This window comes from Arthrobacter sp. TmtSoilC48 (assembly GCF_059739425.1).
The window spans coordinates 3,381,800-3,400,412 of record NZ_AP046049.1 but is presented as its reverse complement, the minus strand read 5'-3'; the positions used below and the strand labels follow the sequence as shown (position 1 = coordinate 3,400,412).

Here is an 18,613-nt window from a genome sequence, read left to right as displayed (position 1 = left end):
CTTGTCATTAGGGTGTCATCGAACGTAAACTGGTGCCGGAAGAGAATCTTCCGGCACCTTTGCGTTTCCGGCACCCTGCCGGTCGGACGTGGGCCGGAGCTGATCAGGGAGGCCCAGCGTGTACTGTCCGTTCTGCCGGAATCCTGACTCGCGCGTGGTCGACAGCCGCATGGCTGACGACGGAACTTCCATCCGGCGCCGCCGGCAATGCCCTGAATGCGGGCGACGCTTCACCACGGTGGAAACCACCAGCCTGTCCGTCATCAAGCGTTCAGGAGTCGGGGAGCCGTTCAGCCGCATCAAAGTCATCAGCGGCGTCCGCAAAGCGTGCCAGGGCCGCCCTGTCACCGAAGACGATCTCGCCATGCTGGCGCAGGAAGTCGAGGAGAACATCCGCTCCTCGGGTGCCGCCGAAATCGACGCCCACGAAGTAGGCCTGGCCATTCTCGGTCCACTGCGGAAACTGGATGAGGTGGCGTACCTGCGGTTCGCCAGCGTCTATCAGGCATTCGAGTCGCTCGAAGACTTCGAATCCGCCATATCCTTGCTCCGGCATGAGGCCGAGGCCCACGCGAAAGCCGGCGCCAAGGAAGCCAAAGGCTCCGGGAAAAGCCAGCTCTAGCGGCCGCCGGATACTGGGAGGACTGCCCCAGTAATGTAGCCGGCCTCGCCGGACATTAACCACATCACAGCCGCGGCCACCTCTTCAGGTTCAGCGCCCCTGCCCATGGGAATGGTTGGATTGAGCCTCTCCACGCGGTCGGGCATTCCTGCAGCTGCGTGGAGTCCGGTGTTCGTGCTGCCGGGAGCGACGGCATTGACGCGAATGCCCTGCTTGGCCACTTCCGCTGCCAGGCCAACCGTCAGAACGTCCACGGCACCTTTCGACGCCGCGTAGTGAACCCAGGTGCCGGGGGAACCGGCCTTTGTTGCTGTCGATGAAATGTTGATGATGGAACCACCCCGACCGCCGTGGTCGGTAGAGAGTCTGCGGACAGCTTCCTGGCACATGAAGATCATGCCGGAGACGTTCACGTCCATGACGCGCTGCACGGTCGCGGCAGGGACCTCCGCCAGTGTTCCAATCAGGTTGCCCGTGATGGCCGCGTTGTTGATGACCGCTGTTACGGGACCCCATGCGGCGGCCGCGTCGAACAAACGCCCGACGTCGGCGGGCTGGCTGACGTCGGCCTGCACGGCCAGCGCCTGACCCCCTTCGGCGAGGATCTTCCCCACAACGTCATCGGCGCCGGGGGCGTCCGAGGAGTAGTTGACGACGACGCCGTACCCTTTCCGGGCGGCAGCAAGCGCTACGGCTGCTCCAATGCCCCGGCTGGCGCCGGTGACGATTGCGGTTTCACGTACGGCGTCGTTGTCGATCACGGGGTACCGGTTACTTTGCCAGCTTGTGGTGCAAGGCGACTTCAAGGGCGGCACCGACAATGCCGGCGTCGTTCTTCAATTTGGCGGTGACAATGTTGGTGCGCAATTGCAGGTGCGGGAAGTATTCATCCGAACGCTTGGAGATGCCGCCGCCGATGATGAAAAGTTCGGGGGAGAACAGGAACTCGACGTGCTGCAGGTAGCGGTTAAGCAGGACGCCGTACTCGTCCCAGCTCAAGCCATCGCGTTCGCGCGCCACGGCTGATGCCTTGGTTTCGGCGTCGAATCCGTCCACCTCAAGGTGGCCGAGCTCGGCGTTGGGAACCAATTGACCGTTGAAGATGAAGGCGGAGCCGATTCCGGTGCCGAGCGTGATGACCAGGACGGTGCCGTCCACGCCCTCACCCGCGCCGTAGCGGGCCTCTGCGAGACCGGCGGCGTCGGCATCGTTGATGACTTCGACGGGTCGGCCCAGTCGCTCAGTAAACTTCTTGTCGATGTCGGTGCCCAGCCAGGACTTGTCCACATTTGCGGCAGAGTTGACCACACCGTGCTGGATGATGCCCGGGAAGGTGACACCCACAGGGGAATCCGCCGCAGGAGCGTCAGGGCGGCTGGAAAGTTCTTCGACGATTTCTGCCACGACTTCGGCAACTGCTTCGGGGGTGGCTGGCTGCGGCGTGGGAACCCGGAAGCGTTCGCCGATCAGCTTGCCCTTCTTGAGGTCGACGATGCCGCCTTTGATACCCGTGCCGCCGATGTCGATTCCGATCAGCGGAGCGTTCTTGTGGGTCTTCTCATCCTTCTTGGACAATGCAATTCCGATCATGGCAGGAGGGGTGGGCATGGCGCAGCCGCCCGGGGCTGCGATGGACCTTCCGGAAAGCTAGGGAAGGGTCAGGATTTCCGCGCCGGTCTCGGTGACCAGCAGGGTGTGCTCGAATTGGGCCGTGCGCTTGTGGTCCCTGGTAACGACGGTCCAGTCGTCGGACCACATATCCCATTCGATCGTGCCAAGGGTCAGCATGGGTTCGATGGTGAAGACCATGCCTGCCTCGATCACGGTGTTGTACGCCGGGGCTGCGTCGTAATGCGGGATGATGAGGCCCGTGTGGAACGCCTCACCAACACCGTGGCCAGTGAAATCCCGTACCACGCCATAGCCGAAGCGCTTGGCGTAGGACTGGATCGCGCGGCCGATTACGTTGATTTCGCGGCCGGGGGCCACGGCCTTGATGGCCCGGTTGAGCGACTCCTGCGTACGCTCAACCAGCAAACGGGATTCCTCGTCCACGTCGCCAACCAGGAAAGTGTAATTGGTATCTCCATGCACTCCACCGATGAATGCGGTGATGTCAATGTTCAGGATGTCCCCATCCTGAACCACCGTGGAATCGGGGATGCCGTGGCAGATAACTTCATTGAGGGAAGAGCAGAGGGACTTCGGGAAGCCCCGGTAGCCCAGCGTGGACGGGTAGGCATTGTGGTCCACAAGGAACTCGTGCCCAATCTTGTCCAACTGGTCCGTCGTCACGCCGGGCTGGATGTGCTTGCCAACTTCAACGATGGCCTGGGCAGCAATCCTGCTGGCGATACGGATCTTCTCGATGGTCTCCGCAGACTTCACTTCGGAGCCGGTGAACTTGCTGGGTGCCTTCTTGCCGACGTACTCGGGGCGGGGGATCGACGCCGGGACGGGCCGTTCGGGGCTGATGATTCCCGGAGTGAGCGTGCCGATGGGTGCGGTCGAAGCAAGAGAAGGCATAGATTGATCATATAAGGCACACAAGAGACGCAAGTAACAAAGCGCGGCTGGGCCCACGTGACTCCGCCAACGTTACGCGCTTGAGGGCAAACGGGACGAGGAGGAGACGTGACGGAGTACTGGTACAACGTCAAGACGCATGAGATCGAAGAGGACGCCATGTCCGATTGGACACAGCTGATTGGTCCTTACAAGACCAGGGAAGAAGCCGAGCACGCGCTGGAAAAGGTCAAGCAACGCAACGATGCCTGGGACGCCCAGGACGATGACTAGGGCGCCCGGGTCACCTTAGAAGGCCCGGAACACCTTAGAAGGAATGCTCAGGTCCGGGGAATCCTCCGGACCTGACGTCCTCTCCAAAGGCTGCGGCGGCATCCGTGAGCGTCGTGCGAAGGTCTGCATACTGCTTGACGAACTTCGCCATCTTGCCCCCTCGCAGTCCGGCCATGTCCTGCCAGACCAGCACTTGGCCGGTGGTGCTCTTGCCGGCTCCGATGCCTACCGTCGGTACGCGCAACGCTGCATCGACGGCAGCAGCAGTATCCGCGGGCACCATTTCCATGAGGACGCTGAAGGCGCCTGCGTCCTGCAACGCCACTGCGTCCTCGATCAGCCGTTGGGCGTCATCGCCCCTGCCTTGGACCCGGTAGCCACCCAGGGAGTGTTCACTTTGAGGAGTGAATCCAATGTGGGCCATGACAGGAATGCCTGCCTGGACCATGGCCTTCACAGTCTCCGCATAGTAGGCAGAGCCTTCAATTTTGACCGCGTGGGCCAATCCTTCCTTGAGGAAACGCACGCCGGTGGCGACTGCCTGCTCGGTTGAAACCTCGTAGCTGCCAAACGGCAGGTCAGCCAGGACCAGGGCGCGCTTGGCTGAACGGCTTACCGCCCGGCACAGGGGCAGCAGCTCGTCCACAGTGACGGGAAGGCTGGTCTCGTTGCCGAAGACGTTGTTTGAGGCGGAGTCACCCACCAGGAGGACTTCGATCCCTGCTTGGTCGAAGATCTCAGCGGTGTATTGCTCGTAGGCGGTGAGCATAGCGAAGTGTTCGCCGTTGTCCTTGGCCTGCTGAAGGTGATGGATGCGCACCCTGCTGACCTGTTTCTTGGCGCCCGTTGACGGTGCCTGGACTGCCGCCGCTGGACCGTTGCCATAGGGCGCGGGGACTTCGGCGGGCGTGGTGGACTCAGGAAGGTTGCTTGGGGCCATGGATAGAGCCTAAGCCGTGCCGGCGACGCCTGCCAGCAGAGTGTCAAGGGTCACTGTTTGTAAACGCTGTGTTACGCGCAGCTACTGCGGCGGCATTCGCACCGAATGCTTAGTAGAGTGAAGTCTGAGCTGCCGTGGCTTCAATGATGGGAACTGCGGCATGGACACCGAACCGGAAAAGAGGCCCTATGGACCGCCAGCAAGAGTTCGTTCTGCGGACGATCGAAGAGCGTGACGTGCGCTTCGTACGCTTGTGGTTCACCGACGTCGTGGGTTCACTGAAGTCTGTGGCTCTTGCGCCGGCAGAAGTTGAAGGTGCCTTCGAAGAGGGCCTGGGATTCGATGGTTCAGCGATCGAAGGCCTTGCACGGGTTTTTGAATCCGACATGCTGGCACAGCCTGACCCCTCAACCTTCCAGATCCTGCCTTGGCGCGGTGAGACCGAACAAACGTCCAGGATGTTCTGCGACGTCCTGACGCCGGACGGGGAACCCTCGGCAGCAGACCCCAGGAACGTCCTCAAGCGGACCCTTGCCAAGGCCGCGGATATGGGTTTCACCTGCTACACGCACCCTGAAATCGAGTTCTACCTGCTCAAGTCAAAGGAGCTTGGCCCCAACGGTGCGCCGGTCCCTGTTGACGAAGGCGGCTACTTCGACCACGTCCCGGGTGGTGTTGCGCAGGACTTCCGGCGTACCGCCGTGACCATGCTGGAATCCGTGGGTATCTCGGTGGAGTTCAGCCACCATGAGGGCGGGCCGGGCCAGAACGAAATTGACCTGCGGTATGCGGATGCCCTGCAGACCGCGGACAACATCATGACCTTCCGCACGGTCATCAAGGAGGTTGCCCTGCAGCAGGGTACCTACGCAACGTTCATGCCCAAGCCGTTTACGGACCACCCCGGCTCCGGAATGCACACACACTTCTCGCTCTTCGAGGGGGACACCAACGCATTCTTTGAAGCCGGTGCGGAGTTCCAGCTGTCCAAGACTGCCCGACAGTTCATTGCCGGTATCCTCAAGCACGCACCCGAATTCACCGCGGTTACGAATCAGTTCGTGAACTCCTATAAGCGGCTCTGGGGCGGCGGTGAGGCACCGAGCTATCTGAGCTGGGGCCACAACAACCGCTCCGCGTTGGTGCGCGTGCCGTTGTACAAGCCCGGCAAGGGCCAGTCGGCGCGCATTGAGTACCGCGGCATCGACTCCGCAACCAACCCGTACCTGGCCTACGCCGTCCTTCTGGGAGCCGGTTTGAAGGGTATCGAGGAAGGCTACGAACTTCCGGCAGCTGCCGAAGATGACGTTTGGTCGCTGACCACCGCGGAGCGCAAAGCCATGGGCCACGCTCCGCTGCCGGCCAGCCTCCACGATGCCATCCGTGCCATGGAGGAATCGGAGCTGGTGGCCCAGATCCTGGGTGAGCAGGTCTTCGAACACTTCCTGCGCAACAAGCGCGCGGAATGGCAGGACTACCGTCTCCAGGTCACGCCGTACGAGCTGCAGCGCAACCTCGGCATTCTGTAGGCAGGGCCAATGAGCCTTGCACGTCGGCTCATCTCAGCCGGATTCAGCGACCTGGAAAAGGGCGAGCGCTTTCTTGCTGCCCCCGAACTGGAAGGCATCGAACAGGATGCCCTGTTCGCCGGACTCTCCTTGGCGGCGAGCCCGGATACAGCGTTGCAGTCACTCGTCCGGCTGATTGAGAAGAACCCCGGCCTCAAGAAGTTGGCGGGCGCCGACCCCGACACGAGCGAATCCCTGTACCGGCTGTTGGGGGCATCGGAGGCGCTGGGTGAGTTCCTCATGCGCAGGCCGGAGCACCTGGACGTTTTCGACGCCCGGGTAAGCCCGGAGCCACTCCCGGCATCAAGCGAAGAACTCAGGTCCCTGCTGCTTCGTTCGGTCAAGGCCGAGCCAGGTGCGCAGCGCCCGGTGGCTGGGTTGACGGGGCTTCCGGCGTACGCGGCCTTGCGGACGGCGTACCGCCGCGGCCTCACGGAGCTTGCCATCAAGGACCTCTGCGCTGCGTCGCCGCAAGACTTCATGCCCGCCGTGGGTGCAGAGCTTGCAGACCTCGCTGGTGCGGCCATTGAAGCCGCCCTTGCCGTTTCCCGGGCCGAGGCGGCGGCCCAGTTCGATGCCTCGGAGGTCGCCGACGTCGGACTCGCTGTCATTGGGATGGGCAAATGTGGCGCCCGCGAGCTGAACTACATTTCCGACGTCGATGTCATTTACGTCATCGAGGCAGAGGAGCTTGACGACGCCCGCGCCGCGACTATCGGGACCGCCGTGGCATCGGGCATCTCGCGGGCGATTTCCTCCTCCGCACCCGAGCCGGGTTTGTGGGAAGTGGACCCGAACCTCCGCCCTGAAGGAAAATCCGGGCCGTTGGTGCGGACCCTCCCTTCGCATCTGAGCTACTACGCCCGATGGGCTGAGAGCTGGGAATTCCAGGCGTTGCTGAAGGCCCGCACGATTGCCGGCGACAGGGAACTGGGCCAGCGCTATGAAAAGGCCGTTGAGCCGCTCGTGTGGGCTTCCGCCGGCCGTGATGGCTTCGTCGAGTCCGTCCAGGCCATGAGGCGCCGGGTCACGGACTACATTCCGGCCGCCGAGGAACAGCGGCAGATCAAACTTGGCCGCGGCGGACTGCGCGACGTCGAATTCACCGTGCAGTTGTTGCAGCTGGTTCATGGCAAATCGGACGAGTCTCTTCGCTGCCGCGACACCACTTCGGCCATCGCGGCATTGTCCGCCGGCGGCTACATCGGACGTGCCGACGCCGCCGGTTTCGATAACGCGTACCGCTATCTCCGGCTTCTGGAGCACAGGATTCAATTGTTCCAGTTGCGCCGGACGCACCTCATGCCAACGGCGGAAGATGCCCAGCGGGTGTTGGCAAAGGCCGTCCTGGGGCCCTTCTCGCTCGAACGCCCCCATCCTGACCAGCTGATGGCGACCTGGCAGAAGACCAAGCGGTCTGTTCGGGAACTGCACGAGCGTATTTTCTACCGGCCGCTGCTCAATACCGCCGCTAAACTCAGCAGCGAAGACGCTAAACTGAGCCCGGAAGCAGCACAGGGCCGTCTTGCAGCCCTCGGTTACCTCGATCCCAAGGGCGCAATGCGTCACATTGAGGCGCTGACTGCCGGTGTCAGCCGACGTGCGGCACTGCAGCGGCAACTGTTGCCCATTCTTCTTGGCTGGCTTGCCGAAGGCGTGGACCCCGACGCCGGGCTGCTTGCATTCCGAAGGGTCAGCGAAGCGTTGGGCACCACGCACTGGTATCTGGGGATGCTTCGTGATTCCCAGGCGGCAGCCGAACGCCTCTGCCAGGTACTTGCCAATTCCCGGCTCATTTCGGACCTCCTGGAAGTTTCACCGGAGTCCGTGGCGTGGCTTGGCAGCGACAAGGACCTGGCTCCCATCTCCTTTGAGGCACAATGGCAGGAAATCCAGTCCAAATTGTCCCGGCATCCGGATCCGGAGAGTGCCATGCGCCTGATCCGGTTGATCCGTCGGCGGGAGATTCTGCGGACCGCGATTGCCGATAGTGCGGGTTTGCTTGACCAGGACGCAGTGGGACTGGCGTTGGCCGAAACAGACCGGGCGGCCGTGCTCGGAGCCCTGCATGTGGCAGAAGCCATAGCTACCCAGTCCGAGCCTCTGAAAACCGAGGTTCTGGTGGTAGCGATGGGCCGGCAGGGTGGCCGCGAAATTGGCTACGGCTCTGACGCTGACGTCATGTACGTTCACCGCGCCCGGCCTGGATTCAGTGACGAGGAAGCGCAGGAGCAGGCGACGGCGATCGTCGCCAAGGTCTCCAGCCTTCTTACCCAGCCGCTCAAGCCCGCAATCATGGCCGAGCGGGTGTTGATGGTGGATGCGGACCTGCGGCCCGAAGGCAAGAACGGCGCCATGGTCCGGTCCTTGGAGTCCTATGCCGAGTACTACCGCCGGTGGTCATTGATATGGGAAGCGCAGGCGCTGCTGCGGGCGCGTCCCATGGCCGGTTCAGACGATTTGGCTGTGGACTTCCTTCGGCTTGTTGATCCCATCCGCTACCCGGCTGAGCTCTCCGAACAGGATGTCAGGGAAATCCGGCGCATCAAGGCCCGCGTGGAATCGGAGCGGCTGCCTCGTGGGGCTGATCCGGCCCGCCACGTGAAGCTTGGCCGCGGTGGATTGAGCGATGTCGAATGGCTTGTCCAGCTCATCCAGTTGCAGCATGCGGGCAAGCAGCCTGCGTTGCGCACTACGTCTACCTTGGAGGCACTTGCCGCGGCCGAGAACCTTGGCCTTCTTGGCAAGGACGACGCCGGGCTCCTGCGGGAGGCGTGGAAGCTCGCCAGCCGCATCCGGTCGGCGAACGTCATCGTGACAGGCCGGGCCTCGGATGTACTTCCATCGTCGCGGAGGGACCTTGAAGCTGTGGCACGTTGGTGTGGCTATGCGCCCGGAGCCGCAGGTCAGTTCGAGGAGGACTACTTGCGCCTGAGCCGCCGCGCCCGGGCTGTCTTCGAAAAAGAGTTCTACGGCAATTGAGGACTGGAATGCCCGATGATGACCCGGAGCTGAATCTCGTCCCTCGTGATGGTCGCGCGTTGGCGAGCGTTTGGCTTATACCGCTCAAGATGCTGGACGATGACGCGCGCGCCATCCACTTGGGGGCGGTGGCCGAAATGGCCGTGGCGGCGAATCAAACGGACTTCGTCGGCGACCCGCTTCGCATGATGCTGATCAGTCTTGAAGAGGAATCCCGCTCTCCCTATGTGATCGAGGCCAACGGGGTGGGTGTGGGAGTCCTGACACTCCAAAGTGGAGCGGCGCGCCTGGCTGGATGGCGGGATGACGATTCCGCGTGGCTTCTCAGGGGTTTCCTCATCGACTCGAAATCCCAAGGCCAGGGCCTCGGGGCTCTGGCGGCAAGGGCTGCAGTGGGGGAAGCCCGCAAACTGACGGCCAGGCAGGGCGGCGGCCAGGCCGGCGCCGTGCTTTCCGTCAACGAGCGCAACCCTGCGGCCATTGCGGCTTATGCAAAGGCTGGTTTTGTGGACACTGGCCGCTACCTGGGCGGGAACTCCGGTCCGCAGCGCATTATGTACAGGGCCTTCGAGGGCGCTTAGGTCTCTCGGGTTGCCGTCAACGTAGGTTGACGGCAACCATGGCGTCAACTATGGTTGACGCCATGGAGGTGGACAGAATGAAAACACTTGTTGGATCGATGGACGGCATGGGGCCCGCGGAGGCGCTATACGCCGTCGCTGAACTTCACAAGGAAGTTGGCAGGGCCGAGGCTTCCCTTGTACGTGCAGCCAGACAGGCCGGTTTGTCGTGGGAGGCGATCGCACTTTGCCTCGGAGTCACCAAGCAGGCGGTACATAAGAAGTACGGGAAGCAGTAGGACCAGTTCCGGCGACCAGCGTTGGGGAGCATCCCTTGGGGTCTGTTCGTTCGGGCACGATGTCCTTTAGGATTCTCGCGTGACAGTCAAGCGGGATTCGGAGGGGGCGCCCTTCTCAGATGCGACGTGCTTCCGGTGTGAACAGGCGGGGCCGCACTGGGCTTCCCGGCACGGCAGTGGCGACGTCTATGCGTGCCGGCGCTGTTTCGCCACTTTTGCTGACGCCGAATGGTGGCAGGATGACGGGGGAGCGCAGGGCCTTTCACTCATGTCTGCTGGCGCCCCTGCTTCTGGCTCTGTCGTCGGAGAGGTCGCCGCGCCGGAGGTGCTGGGCCTCGAAACCAAGTAGTTTGCTGTGCCGGAAGGGTAAAAAACGAGTACACACTACTCGTGCGCGGAACTGCGGCCGGTAGGCACCATATCTGCTATGACAACCTATGTGATTGAACAAGCGGCATTGATTCACCGCTGTCAGTGCTGCGGTGAGGAAACTGATCGGGTCTTTTGTACGGACTGCGCAGCCCCGCAGCAACCTGGGGAAGTCCCGAAAACCACGCACTGAAGACCAAAGGCGAGATGCTGGTTCATCCGTTGAAGAGCCTTATAGACTCGGTTCCGTAACTACTCTCGATGCTTAGGAGAAGTACATGGAATACAACGGAAGTTCGTTTGAGAAGGCTATTCCCGCCGGAGAGTTGGATCGCCGCCACGTGGGTCAATCCATTAGCTTTCAGCCCAACGATTTCACGGTTGTCTTCGGGACGATCGCTGGCATCGCAAGAACTGAGGCGCTCGTATATTTGTCGCTCGATGGCGTTTCCGGCGGCACGCATCTGAAGGACGAGTACGACCTCCCGATCGATCAGCACGTCTACCTTCAGCTCGATCCCCTGAGCACTGCGGAAAAGGGTCTTGCGGATGCCGCGAAGGCTGTCAGGGAGAAGCTGGACGAGTTCGGGAAAAACATCCGGGACCGTGATCAGGGGAAGGAATCCGAATAGGGCCCAGTTCGCCAGAGCCTGGGGATCTTGCCGACTCGGGCTGCAGCGGGAGCAAAAAGAAGGCCGGCAACAGGTACAAACCTGTTGCCGGCCTTTCTTAACCGGGAACCTCGATGGGTTCCGTGCGGACTAAACGTGGTTTAGCCGCCGGTGTTGCTAGACGCCGTAGTAGAGCTCGAACTCGTACGGGTTCGGGCGCAGCGACAGCGGGCGAATCTCATTCTCGTACTTGTATTCGATCCAAGTATCGATCAGGTCCTGGGTGAAGACACCGCCGGCCTGCAGGAACTCGTTGTCCTCGCGCAGGGCCTCGAGGGCTTCTTCCAGGGAACCCGGAGCCTTGGGGATGTCCTTGGCTTCCTCGGCCGGGAGCTCGTAGAGGTCCTTGTCGATGGGAGCCGGGGGCTCGATGCGGTTGCGGATGCCGTCAATGCCGGCCATCAGCTGGGCAGCGAAGGCCAGGTACGGGTTGGACGAAGGGTCCGGAGCGCGGAATTCGATGCGCTTGGCCTTCGGGTTGGAGCCAGTGATGGGGATACGGATACCAGCAGAGCGGTTGCCCTGCGAGTAGACCATGTTGACCGGAGCTTCGAAGCCCTTGACCAGGCGGCGGTACGAGTTGACCGTCGGGTTGGTGAATGCGAGCACTGCCGAGGAGTGCTTCAGCAGGCCGCCGATGTACCAGCGGGCGGTGTCGGAGAGGCCAGCGTAGCCCTTTTCGTCGTAGAACAGCGGGTCGCCGTTGCTCCACAGCGACTGGTGGCAGTGCATGCCCGAGCCGTTGTCACCGAAGACGGGCTTCGGCATGAAGGTTACGGACTTGCCCCATGCGTCTGCAGTGTTCTTGATGACGTACTTGAACTTCTGGAGGTCGTCAGCAGCTGCAGTCAGCGTGGTGAACTTGTAGTTGATCTCTGCCTGGCCGGCGGAGCCAACTTCGTGGTGGGAGCGCTCGACCTCGAGGCCGGCCTTGTCCAGTTCAACGCACATGGCGTCGCGGAGGTCAGCCTGCTTGTCGGTGGGGGAAACCGGGAAGTAACCGCCCTTGACGGGGGTCTTGTAGCCGAGGTTTCCGCCTTCTTCCTTGCGGCCGGTGTTCCAGTGGGCTTCTTCGGAGTCGATCTTGTAGAAGCTGCCCTGCGGGGAGGACTGGTACTGGATGTTGTCGAAGACGAAGAACTCGGCCTCGGGAGCAAAGAATGCCGTGTCTGCGATACCGGTGGAGGCCAGGTACGCTTCAGCCTTCTCCGCTACGCCACGGGGGTCGCGGTGGTAGGGGTCGCCAGTGCGGGGGTTCACGATGGAGAAGTTCAGCGCAAGCGTCTTCTCAATGCGGAATGTGTCGATGAAAGCCGAGGTCACATCCGGGATGAGCTGCATGTCGGACTCAGCGATGCCCTGGAAGCCGCGGATGGAAGATCCGTCGAAGAGCTGACCGTTCACGAAGAAGTCGAGGTCTACGCTCTTCGCCGGCACGTTGAAGTGCTGCTGGACGCCCGGAAGGTCGGTGAAGCGGATATCGACGAATTTGACGTCTTCGTCTTTGATGAACTTGAGGACTTCGTCCGCAGTCTTGAACATCTATGCTCCTTATGCATATCAAGTAACAGGCCCGGAAGGCCGCGTGAGCCAGCCCATGCCGGAGGCCCGGAGACACAAAAAATTCCCCTTGCCGCGGTGGCTGGCAACTCATACCACCATAGGGAGATGGGATTTCCCGGGAGTGTCAGTATTGTTTCGGGCAGGTTACAGAATGATCTGTTGTGTAAACGGTAGTCGGCTTTCCGGTGTCAGGTCCATGCGGGTCCAGTGGGCGAACACTTTGGCGCCATACAGGCGCACAGGCGGGCACGAAAGGCGGCCGTCGTCGTCGGACTGTCGGTCCGCCAGCCGTTAGGCTTGGAGAGTGGTTGATCGAAAAGACATAGGCTCCTGGTTGAGCGGGCCGGACACGTCCGGCATCTCCAAATATCCGGGCGAGAGACTCGGACTTCCTGAATCCGGACCAGGCTCCATGGCACGTGCCGGGCGACGCATTCTGGGCATCGTGATCGACTGGACGATTGCACTCGTCATTAGCAACTTCGCATTTGGGGGCAACCAGTGGGCAACGCTCGCAGTTTTTGCGGCTGAGCAGATTCTCCTGATCGGCACCCTCGGCTACAGCATCGGCCACAGGATAGCGGGCATTCATGTGGTCCGCTTAGGGGGAGGTCCCGCAGGCCCCCTGGCCGCTGTTGTGCGCACCTTGCTCCTATGCCTGGTTATCCCGGCAGTCATCTTTGATCCGGACCAGCGTGGACTTCACGATAAAGCCATGAACACCATCCTCATTCGGATGTAGGATCTTCAGTCCTCACCGGTTGGAACCAACTCCAGAGCAAGCGCGCACCAATAAAAACCGCCCCAGTCTCCTTTGAGACAGGGGCGGTTTTCGTAGGGGCAAACAAGCGCCTACGGACAATCAGCGTCCGCGTGCAGCCTTGCGGTCCGGGCGGGCCTTGTAGGGATCGATACCCTTGGGGATCGGCAGGCGGGTACCAAGGGAGTTGATGCGCTTGGACACAGCGTTGACCTCAACCTTGGTGAGTTCGTTCTTCATCTTGCCCATGGTCTTGGCGAGTTTGTTCAGAGGCACCTGGCCCTCGCCGCGACCGGATTCCAGCACGTGGATGGTGACGTTGGGCAGGATGCGCGTGAGGCGCTTGCGCTCCGCTTCCACCAACGGCTTGACGCGATGCGTGGGTCCTTCGGTAACCAAAACGACGCCGGGACGACCAATTGCCATGAATACGGCGTCCTGAGTGCGGGGGTTAACCGCGACAGGCTGGTCCTGGGTGACCCAGCCGCGACGTAGAGTACCCAAGGCCGCTCCGGACGCACCGGGCTGGTTCTCGATCTGCGCGAAGGCAGCCTTCTCTGCGCGACGGGAGAGGATGAAAACGGCGGCCAGGAGACCCAACGGAATACCGATGATGAGACCGGTAACCCAGTTTTCCAGGAGGTAGCCGATGAGGAAGGCCACGGCAACTACCGCCAGGAATGCCAGCAGCATGATCCACACGACCTGGGGATCATTGCGCCGCGTCATCTTGAAGACTTCAGCGATCTGCTTCAGCTGGCTCGGCTTCTTGGCCTTGGCTTCCTTGGGCTTGCGCTGGAACAGCCCACGCTTGGGGGCGTCGGCCGAGGGGGTCGATTTGCTGGAATCAGAGGAATTCGCCATAGTGCCTTAATTCTACGTGATGGACGCCGAAGGACCGGACGCCATTACGCCTGGCATCCGGCCCTTCGATACTGCTTCATGGTGTTGCTGGTGAAGTGTTTGCCGACCCGGGCTTAGGCGTGGGCGGCGAGGATGGTGGACGCTTCCTGGCGGGTGGTGCCGGAGGACTCGATGTGGGCCAGGGCGGCGGGGATTTCCCAACCCTTCTTGCGCATCGCGGTGGCCCACAAACGCCCGGCCCGGTAGGAGGAGCGGACCAGCGGCCCGGACATGACACCGAGGAACCCGATTTCCTCGGCCTCGTGCTGGAGGTCCACGAACTCCTGCGGTTTGACCCAGCGGTCCACGGGCAGGTGACGTTCGGACGGGCGCAGGTACTGGGTGATCGTGATCAGGTCACACCCGGCCGCGTGCAGGTCCCGCAGCGCTTCGGAGATTTCCTCGCGGGTTTCGCCCATGCCCAGGATCAGGTTGGACTTGGTCACCATGCCAAGGTCCCGGCCCTGGGTGATGACATCCAAGGAGCGTTCGTACCGGAACGCCGGGCGGATCCGCTTGAAGATCCGGGGCACGGTTTCGACGTTGTGCGCGAACACCTCGGGCTTGGAATCGCAGATTGCCTTGATGTGTTCGGGTTTGCCGGAGAAGTCCGGGATGAGCAGCTCCACCCCGGTGCCCGGGTTCAGTTCGTGGATCTTGCGGACCGTTTCGGCGTACAGCCACACGCCTTCATCGGCGAGGTCGTCACGGGCCACCCCGGTGACCGTGGCGTAGCGCAGCTGCATGGCCTGCACGGACCGGGCCACCTTGGTGGGTTCGAACATATCCACCGGGGAGGGTTTGCCGGTATCGATCTGGCAGAAATCACAGCGGCGGGTGCATTCGGACCCGCCGATCAGGAACGTCGCTTCCTTGTCTTCCCAACACTCGAAAATGTTCGGGCAGCCGGCCTCCTCACACACGGTGTGCAGGCCTTCCTTCTTCACCAGGTTCTTCAGACCGACGAACTCGGGCCCCATCTGGACCTTGGCCTTGATCCACTCGGGCTTGCGTTCAACCGGGACAGCCGAGTTGCGCTGCTCAACGCGCAGCAACTTACGGCCTTCAGGTGCCAGGGTCACTGGAGTGCTCCTTCTGGGGTGGAAACGAGTGCTTCTTCATGCTTGCGGAACTCTTCCACGAAGCGGTCAACGATGTCTGCCGGGTTGATGGTCCGGCCAGTCTCCAGCGACATGGTGGTGACGCTGGCGTCGGTGATTCCGCACGCGATAATCTGCGCATACGGCGCGAGGTCGTTGCTGCAGTTGATGGCGACACCATGCATGGTGACGCCGTCAAGGACGCGGATGCCGATCGCGGCAATCTTGCGGTCCGGGCCCTTGTCATCCGCGAGGATCCATACGCCCGCCCGGCCCTTCACGGTGACTGCCGGGATTCCGTAGTCCGTCATGACGGCGATCATGGTGGCTTCGAGCCGCTCGACATAGTCCCGGATTCCCGCGCGGTTCTTGAGTTTGAGGATCGGATAGGCGATAAGTTGACCCGGCCCGTGCCACGTTAACTTGCCGCCACGATCCACGGGGACCACGGGGGTGCCGTCAAAGGGGCGTTCATGGTCTTCAGTGAGCTTGCCCGCCGTGTAGACGGCGGAGTGCTCAAGGAGCAGGACGGTGCTGTTTTTCTCGCCGGCAACAACTTTGTTGTGGATCTCGCGCTGTAGGTCCCAGCCCTGCACGTAATCAACGAAATCCGGGGCAAGACCCAGTTGTGAAAACTCAAGAGTCATGGGTTCAAGCTTAGACCCAGCAAGTCACTCACCATGATTTTGTGGTGAACCTCTCAGTCGCATCCGTCGGCGTAGCCCTTGCCCCGCAACCTGGACCTGCCTGTGGATAACTTCTGCGGGAAATCGGATCATCCGGTAGACCTTGGATATGGAAACTACGGCTGCTCCCGCCCCCTTGATCCCGCACATACCGGGATACACGCCATTACGCCCACTGGGCAGCGGTTGCTCTTCGACAGTCTGGCTTGCCAGCAGGGACAAGGACGGCGCCCGATTCGCCATCAAATGCGTCACTGGCGGTCCCGGCAAGGGTTCCGGTGGTTCGACGGGACCAGATTCCGAACATGGCTTCCGTGAGGGCCGGATCCTGTCCGGGCTCCAGCATGAGCACCTTATCCGCCTTCACGACGTCGTGAAGCTGCCCGGCGTGGGTACGGGCAGCGTTGGCCTCGTCATGGACTTTGCCGCAGGAGGTTCCCTTGCGAATCTGGTGGGCGGCCGGCGCAAGCTTGAGGTCGGAGAAGTCGTGACGATTCTGACCCCTGTTGCCCAGGTCCTGGCTTACCTGCATGCCCAGGGAACGGCCCACGGGGATATTTCCCCGGGCAACGTGCTGTTTACGGCACAAGGGAAGCCCCTTGTGGCAGACCTTGGCGTGGCCGGCGTCGTGGGTGAGGAGAATCAAAGCCTCGACGTCGGCACGGACGGCTTCGTTGATACGTCTGTCAGCGCCCGGGGCGCCCCTGGTAATGGTGCCAGAGAAGCCTTGCAGCCGGAACGGGATGTGTATTCGCTGGCGGCACTTGGGTGGTATTGCTTGACCGGCAGGGCGCCGGAAATCGCCAAGCACCGCCCACCACTGCCTCTCTTGGTTCCCGAGGTCCCCAAAGGGCTCGCCGCTGCCCTTGAAGCGGGACTGGACCCCGATCCCCGGGCGCGTCCCACCGCCCGGGAACTGGGAACAGCTATATATCGCAGCGCTGCGGCGCAGCCCGTGGACCTGGCTGGTTCCGTCCATTCCTCCGTGATTCCGGAGCTGCTCACGCGGCGGCAGGCCGGGGGCCGACCCCAGCGGAGGAATCCACTGAGCAGGAATCCACTAAGTAGAAGTCCCCTGGGCAGGATTCCACAGACGGACGCTGTGTCGCGGCTTTGGCCCGGGCGGACAGCAATAACACCGCGCCCTGAACGCCGAAAGCGAAAAGGGCAACCGCAGCGGAGAAGGCAACCGCAGCGAGGGCTACGTTTAACTATCCGGGTCGGCTTGCTGGTGGCTGGCGTGGTGTCGGTTGGTGCGGTGGGGTGGGCCTTCTGGCTGGGGATCCAGGAGCCCGCGTCGGGTTCGACGTCCTTGGTAAATCCAGGGACAACGACCCAGGCCACGCAATCTGCCCAAACCAACCAAACCAACCAGCCCATTCCGGCAGCGCGTTTGGATGCGCTCCGCTCCGAGGATCCGACAATCGCCGTGCACGCGTTATCGGCCGTGCGCGACATGGCGCTGGGACTGGATCGTCTTGAATTGCTCGCAAGCGTTAACGCAGCAGGCTCACCTGCCCAAGCGGCAGATGAGACGTTGGGGGAGCAGCTAAGGGCTGACGGTATCCACTTTGCCGGACTCACCACCAGCTTGAGCAATGTATCGGTGCTGGGCCCACACGAGGTTGATCGCGCCGTCGTTGCCCTGACCGCCACGACCTCCGGCTACGAGGAGCGCGACCGGTCGGATCGCCTGGTGAAGTCCCGGCCCGCCGGGGAGCCCCAGCAGTTACGCCTGGTCCTTGTCAGATTGGCTGGGCAGTGGAGCATCTCGGAGATCCTCGGTCCTGGTTAGCGGCATTGCCAGGGAGGTTCTTTGACGTGGGGGTTGCCGTCCTGGGTTCGGAACGGTTCAGCTGGAAGGCTTACCCGTCAGCCACTCCATGGCTTCATCGAGCCCGGGGTGTTTCCAGTGAAAACCAGCGGCGGCAAGCTTTGCCGGCTCCATTCTTTGGTTCGCCAGGACGAGTTCGTCAGCAAGCCGGCCAAGGACAAGCCGGAGGGCGGGCCGGGGGACGCGCACGAAGGCCGGGCGGTGGAAGGCTTTCGCAAGCCGCCCGACGATGGTGTTGACGTCTGCGCTTTCCGGGGCGCACACATTAACCGCACCTTCCAGATCGGACTTGAGGAGGAAGGCCAGTGCAGCGGCTTCGTCGGCAAGGGTGATCCACGGCCAGAATTGTCGCCCATTTCCGAAGGGTCCACCAAGCCCAAGCCTGAGCAGCGGAAGCATCGGTCCTAGCGCGCCGCCGGAAGTGCTCAACACCACTCCGGTCCGGGGTGTCACTACCCTCACGCTGGAGGGAGCGGTTCTGGCGGTTTGCTCCCATTCGACACATAGCGCGCCCAGCACTCCTTGACCTGGACCCGAGTCCTCACGGAGCAGGCCTTGCCGGGAGGCGCCGTAGTAGCCGGACGCTGACTGGCTGACGAAGGACAACTCCGGCTGGCCAAGGCGACGCATGGCCGCCGTCAGTGTCCGGGTGGCCTGAAGGCGCGAGTCACGAATGACAGCAATCCGGTGCCTGGTCCAGGGTCGGTCCCCTATTCCGGCGCCGGACAAGTTGATCACAGCATCCGCGCCTTCCAGGACGGCCTCGTCCAAGTCTCCCGTGGCTGGATCCCATGTCCTTTCGTCCTCAGTCTTTGCAGGCCGGCGCACCAGCCGGATGACGTCGTCGCCTGTACTTTTCAGATGCTCGGACACTGCGGTCCCGATCATCCCTGAGGCTCCGGACATTACGATTCGCATGACTCATCTCATCACGACCCAAGCATGAGGCAGAAACGG

Annotated in this window: 19 protein-coding genes; 10 read left to right on the top strand and 9 right to left on the bottom strand. The window is 62.2% G+C overall.

Going from position 1 to position 18,613, the window contains the following annotated elements; translation table 11 throughout:
* Window positions 1-118 precede the first annotated feature (118 nt).
* Entirely contained in the window at window positions 119-622 is a 504-nt protein-coding gene (gene nrdR, locus AC6I97_RS15770) for a transcriptional regulator NrdR (protein ID WP_224089570.1), read from the top strand.
* Here the strand turns inward: nrdR and AC6I97_RS15765 are convergent.
* From AC6I97_RS15765 to map, 3 genes are all read right to left on the bottom strand, one after another.
* Entirely contained in the window at window positions 619-1,383 is a 765-nt protein-coding gene (locus AC6I97_RS15765) for an SDR family oxidoreductase (protein ID WP_497945386.1), read from the bottom strand. The two genes, nrdR and AC6I97_RS15765, sit on opposite strands and share 4 nt — an antisense overlap.
* Before the next feature lie 10 nt (window positions 1,384-1,393).
* Window positions 1,394-2,197: a polyphosphate--glucose phosphotransferase gene (gene ppgK, locus AC6I97_RS15760; RefSeq protein ID WP_275959816.1), complete on the bottom strand. Its 804-nt coding sequence runs from the start codon at window positions 2,195-2,197 to the stop codon at window positions 1,394-1,396.
* A 72-nt stretch (window positions 2,198-2,269) separates the two neighbouring features.
* The gene (gene map, locus AC6I97_RS15755) at window positions 2,270-3,148 is read right to left on the bottom strand and encodes a type I methionyl aminopeptidase (protein WP_216922995.1); all 879 of its coding nucleotides are present in this window, start codon (window positions 3,146-3,148) and stop codon (window positions 2,270-2,272) included.
* 108 nt (window positions 3,149-3,256) lie between these two features.
* Here map and AC6I97_RS15750 point away from each other — a divergent pair, with 108 nt between their 5' ends.
* A complete protein-coding gene (locus AC6I97_RS15750) occupies window positions 3,257-3,421 on the top strand; it encodes an SPOR domain-containing protein (protein WP_216922998.1) in 165 nt (54 codons plus the stop codon).
* A gap of 34 nt (window positions 3,422-3,455) precedes the next feature.
* Here the strand turns inward: AC6I97_RS15750 and panB are convergent, their stop codons facing one another.
* Window positions 3,456-4,361, bottom strand: coding sequence for a 3-methyl-2-oxobutanoate hydroxymethyltransferase (gene panB / locus AC6I97_RS15745; protein ID WP_224089572.1), 906 nt, complete (start codon window positions 4,359-4,361; stop codon window positions 3,456-3,458).
* Between the two features lie 188 nt (window positions 4,362-4,549).
* Between panB and AC6I97_RS15740 the strand changes: the two genes are divergently transcribed.
* The 6 genes from AC6I97_RS15740 (at window position 4,550) to AC6I97_RS15715 (ending at window position 10,771) form a co-directional block, all read left to right on the top strand.
* Entirely contained in the window at window positions 4,550-5,890 is a 1,341-nt protein-coding gene (locus tag AC6I97_RS15740) for a glutamine synthetase family protein (RefSeq protein WP_224089573.1), read from the top strand.
* A 9-nt stretch (window positions 5,891-5,899) separates the two neighbouring features.
* Entirely contained in the window at window positions 5,900-8,911 is a 3,012-nt protein-coding gene (locus AC6I97_RS15735; RefSeq protein WP_497945385.1) for a bifunctional [glutamine synthetase] adenylyltransferase/[glutamine synthetase]-adenylyl-L-tyrosine phosphorylase, read from the top strand.
* Between the two features lie 8 nt (window positions 8,912-8,919).
* On the top strand, window positions 8,920-9,492 hold the full coding sequence (locus AC6I97_RS15730) for a GNAT family N-acetyltransferase (protein WP_497945384.1): 573 nt from the start codon (window positions 8,920-8,922) through the stop codon (window positions 9,490-9,492).
* A 62-nt stretch (window positions 9,493-9,554) separates the two neighbouring features.
* The gene (locus AC6I97_RS15725; protein WP_216923798.1) at window positions 9,555-9,770 is read left to right on the top strand and encodes an AsnC family protein; all 216 of its coding nucleotides are present in this window, start codon (window positions 9,555-9,557) and stop codon (window positions 9,768-9,770) included.
* Between the two features lie 79 nt (window positions 9,771-9,849).
* Window positions 9,850-10,119 (top strand): hypothetical protein, encoded by a 270-nt coding sequence (locus tag AC6I97_RS15720; protein WP_497945383.1) that lies wholly within the window; start codon window positions 9,850-9,852, stop codon window positions 10,117-10,119.
* A 298-nt stretch (window positions 10,120-10,417) separates the two neighbouring features.
* The gene (locus AC6I97_RS15715; RefSeq protein ID WP_224089577.1) at window positions 10,418-10,771 is read left to right on the top strand and encodes a hypothetical protein; all 354 of its coding nucleotides are present in this window, start codon (window positions 10,418-10,420) and stop codon (window positions 10,769-10,771) included.
* A gap of 156 nt (window positions 10,772-10,927) precedes the next feature.
* Here the strand turns inward: AC6I97_RS15715 and glnA are convergent, their stop codons facing one another.
* Window positions 10,928-12,352, bottom strand: coding sequence for a type I glutamate--ammonia ligase (gene glnA, locus AC6I97_RS15710; RefSeq protein WP_216923010.1), 1,425 nt, complete (start codon window positions 12,350-12,352; stop codon window positions 10,928-10,930).
* A gap of 325 nt (window positions 12,353-12,677) precedes the next feature.
* Between glnA and AC6I97_RS15705 the strand changes: the two genes are divergently transcribed.
* On the top strand, window positions 12,678-13,115 hold the full coding sequence (locus AC6I97_RS15705; protein WP_224089578.1) for an RDD family protein: 438 nt from the start codon (window positions 12,678-12,680) through the stop codon (window positions 13,113-13,115).
* Between the two features lie 120 nt (window positions 13,116-13,235).
* On the opposite strand, the gene AC6I97_RS15700 is transcribed toward AC6I97_RS15705, so the two are convergent.
* The 3 genes from AC6I97_RS15700 to lipB all read right to left on the bottom strand — a co-directional run bounded on the left by AC6I97_RS15700 (window position 13,236) and on the right by lipB (window position 15,783).
* Window positions 13,236-13,997, bottom strand: a complete 762-nt coding sequence (locus AC6I97_RS15700) for a DUF4191 domain-containing protein (protein ID WP_224089580.1) — start codon at window positions 13,995-13,997, stop codon at window positions 13,236-13,238.
* A gap of 113 nt (window positions 13,998-14,110) precedes the next feature.
* Window positions 14,111-15,118 (bottom strand): lipoyl synthase, encoded by a 1,008-nt coding sequence (gene lipA / locus AC6I97_RS15695; RefSeq protein WP_223936751.1) that lies wholly within the window; start codon window positions 15,116-15,118, stop codon window positions 14,111-14,113.
* Window positions 15,115-15,783, bottom strand: coding sequence for a lipoyl(octanoyl) transferase LipB (lipB, locus tag AC6I97_RS15690; RefSeq protein WP_224089582.1), 669 nt, complete (start codon window positions 15,781-15,783; stop codon window positions 15,115-15,117). The genes lipA and lipB overlap by 4 nt, the downstream gene beginning before the upstream one ends.
* Window positions 15,784-15,931: 148 nt before the next feature.
* Between lipB and AC6I97_RS15685 the strand changes: the two genes are divergently transcribed.
* The gene (locus AC6I97_RS15685) at window positions 15,932-17,617 is read left to right on the top strand and encodes a serine/threonine-protein kinase (RefSeq protein ID WP_497945381.1); all 1,686 of its coding nucleotides are present in this window, start codon (window positions 15,932-15,934) and stop codon (window positions 17,615-17,617) included.
* A 57-nt stretch (window positions 17,618-17,674) separates the two neighbouring features.
* On the opposite strand, the gene AC6I97_RS15680 is transcribed toward AC6I97_RS15685, so the two are convergent.
* Window positions 17,675-18,574, bottom strand: coding sequence for a TIGR01777 family oxidoreductase (locus AC6I97_RS15680; RefSeq protein ID WP_497945380.1), 900 nt, complete (start codon window positions 18,572-18,574; stop codon window positions 17,675-17,677).
* Window positions 18,575-18,613 lie beyond the last annotated feature (39 nt).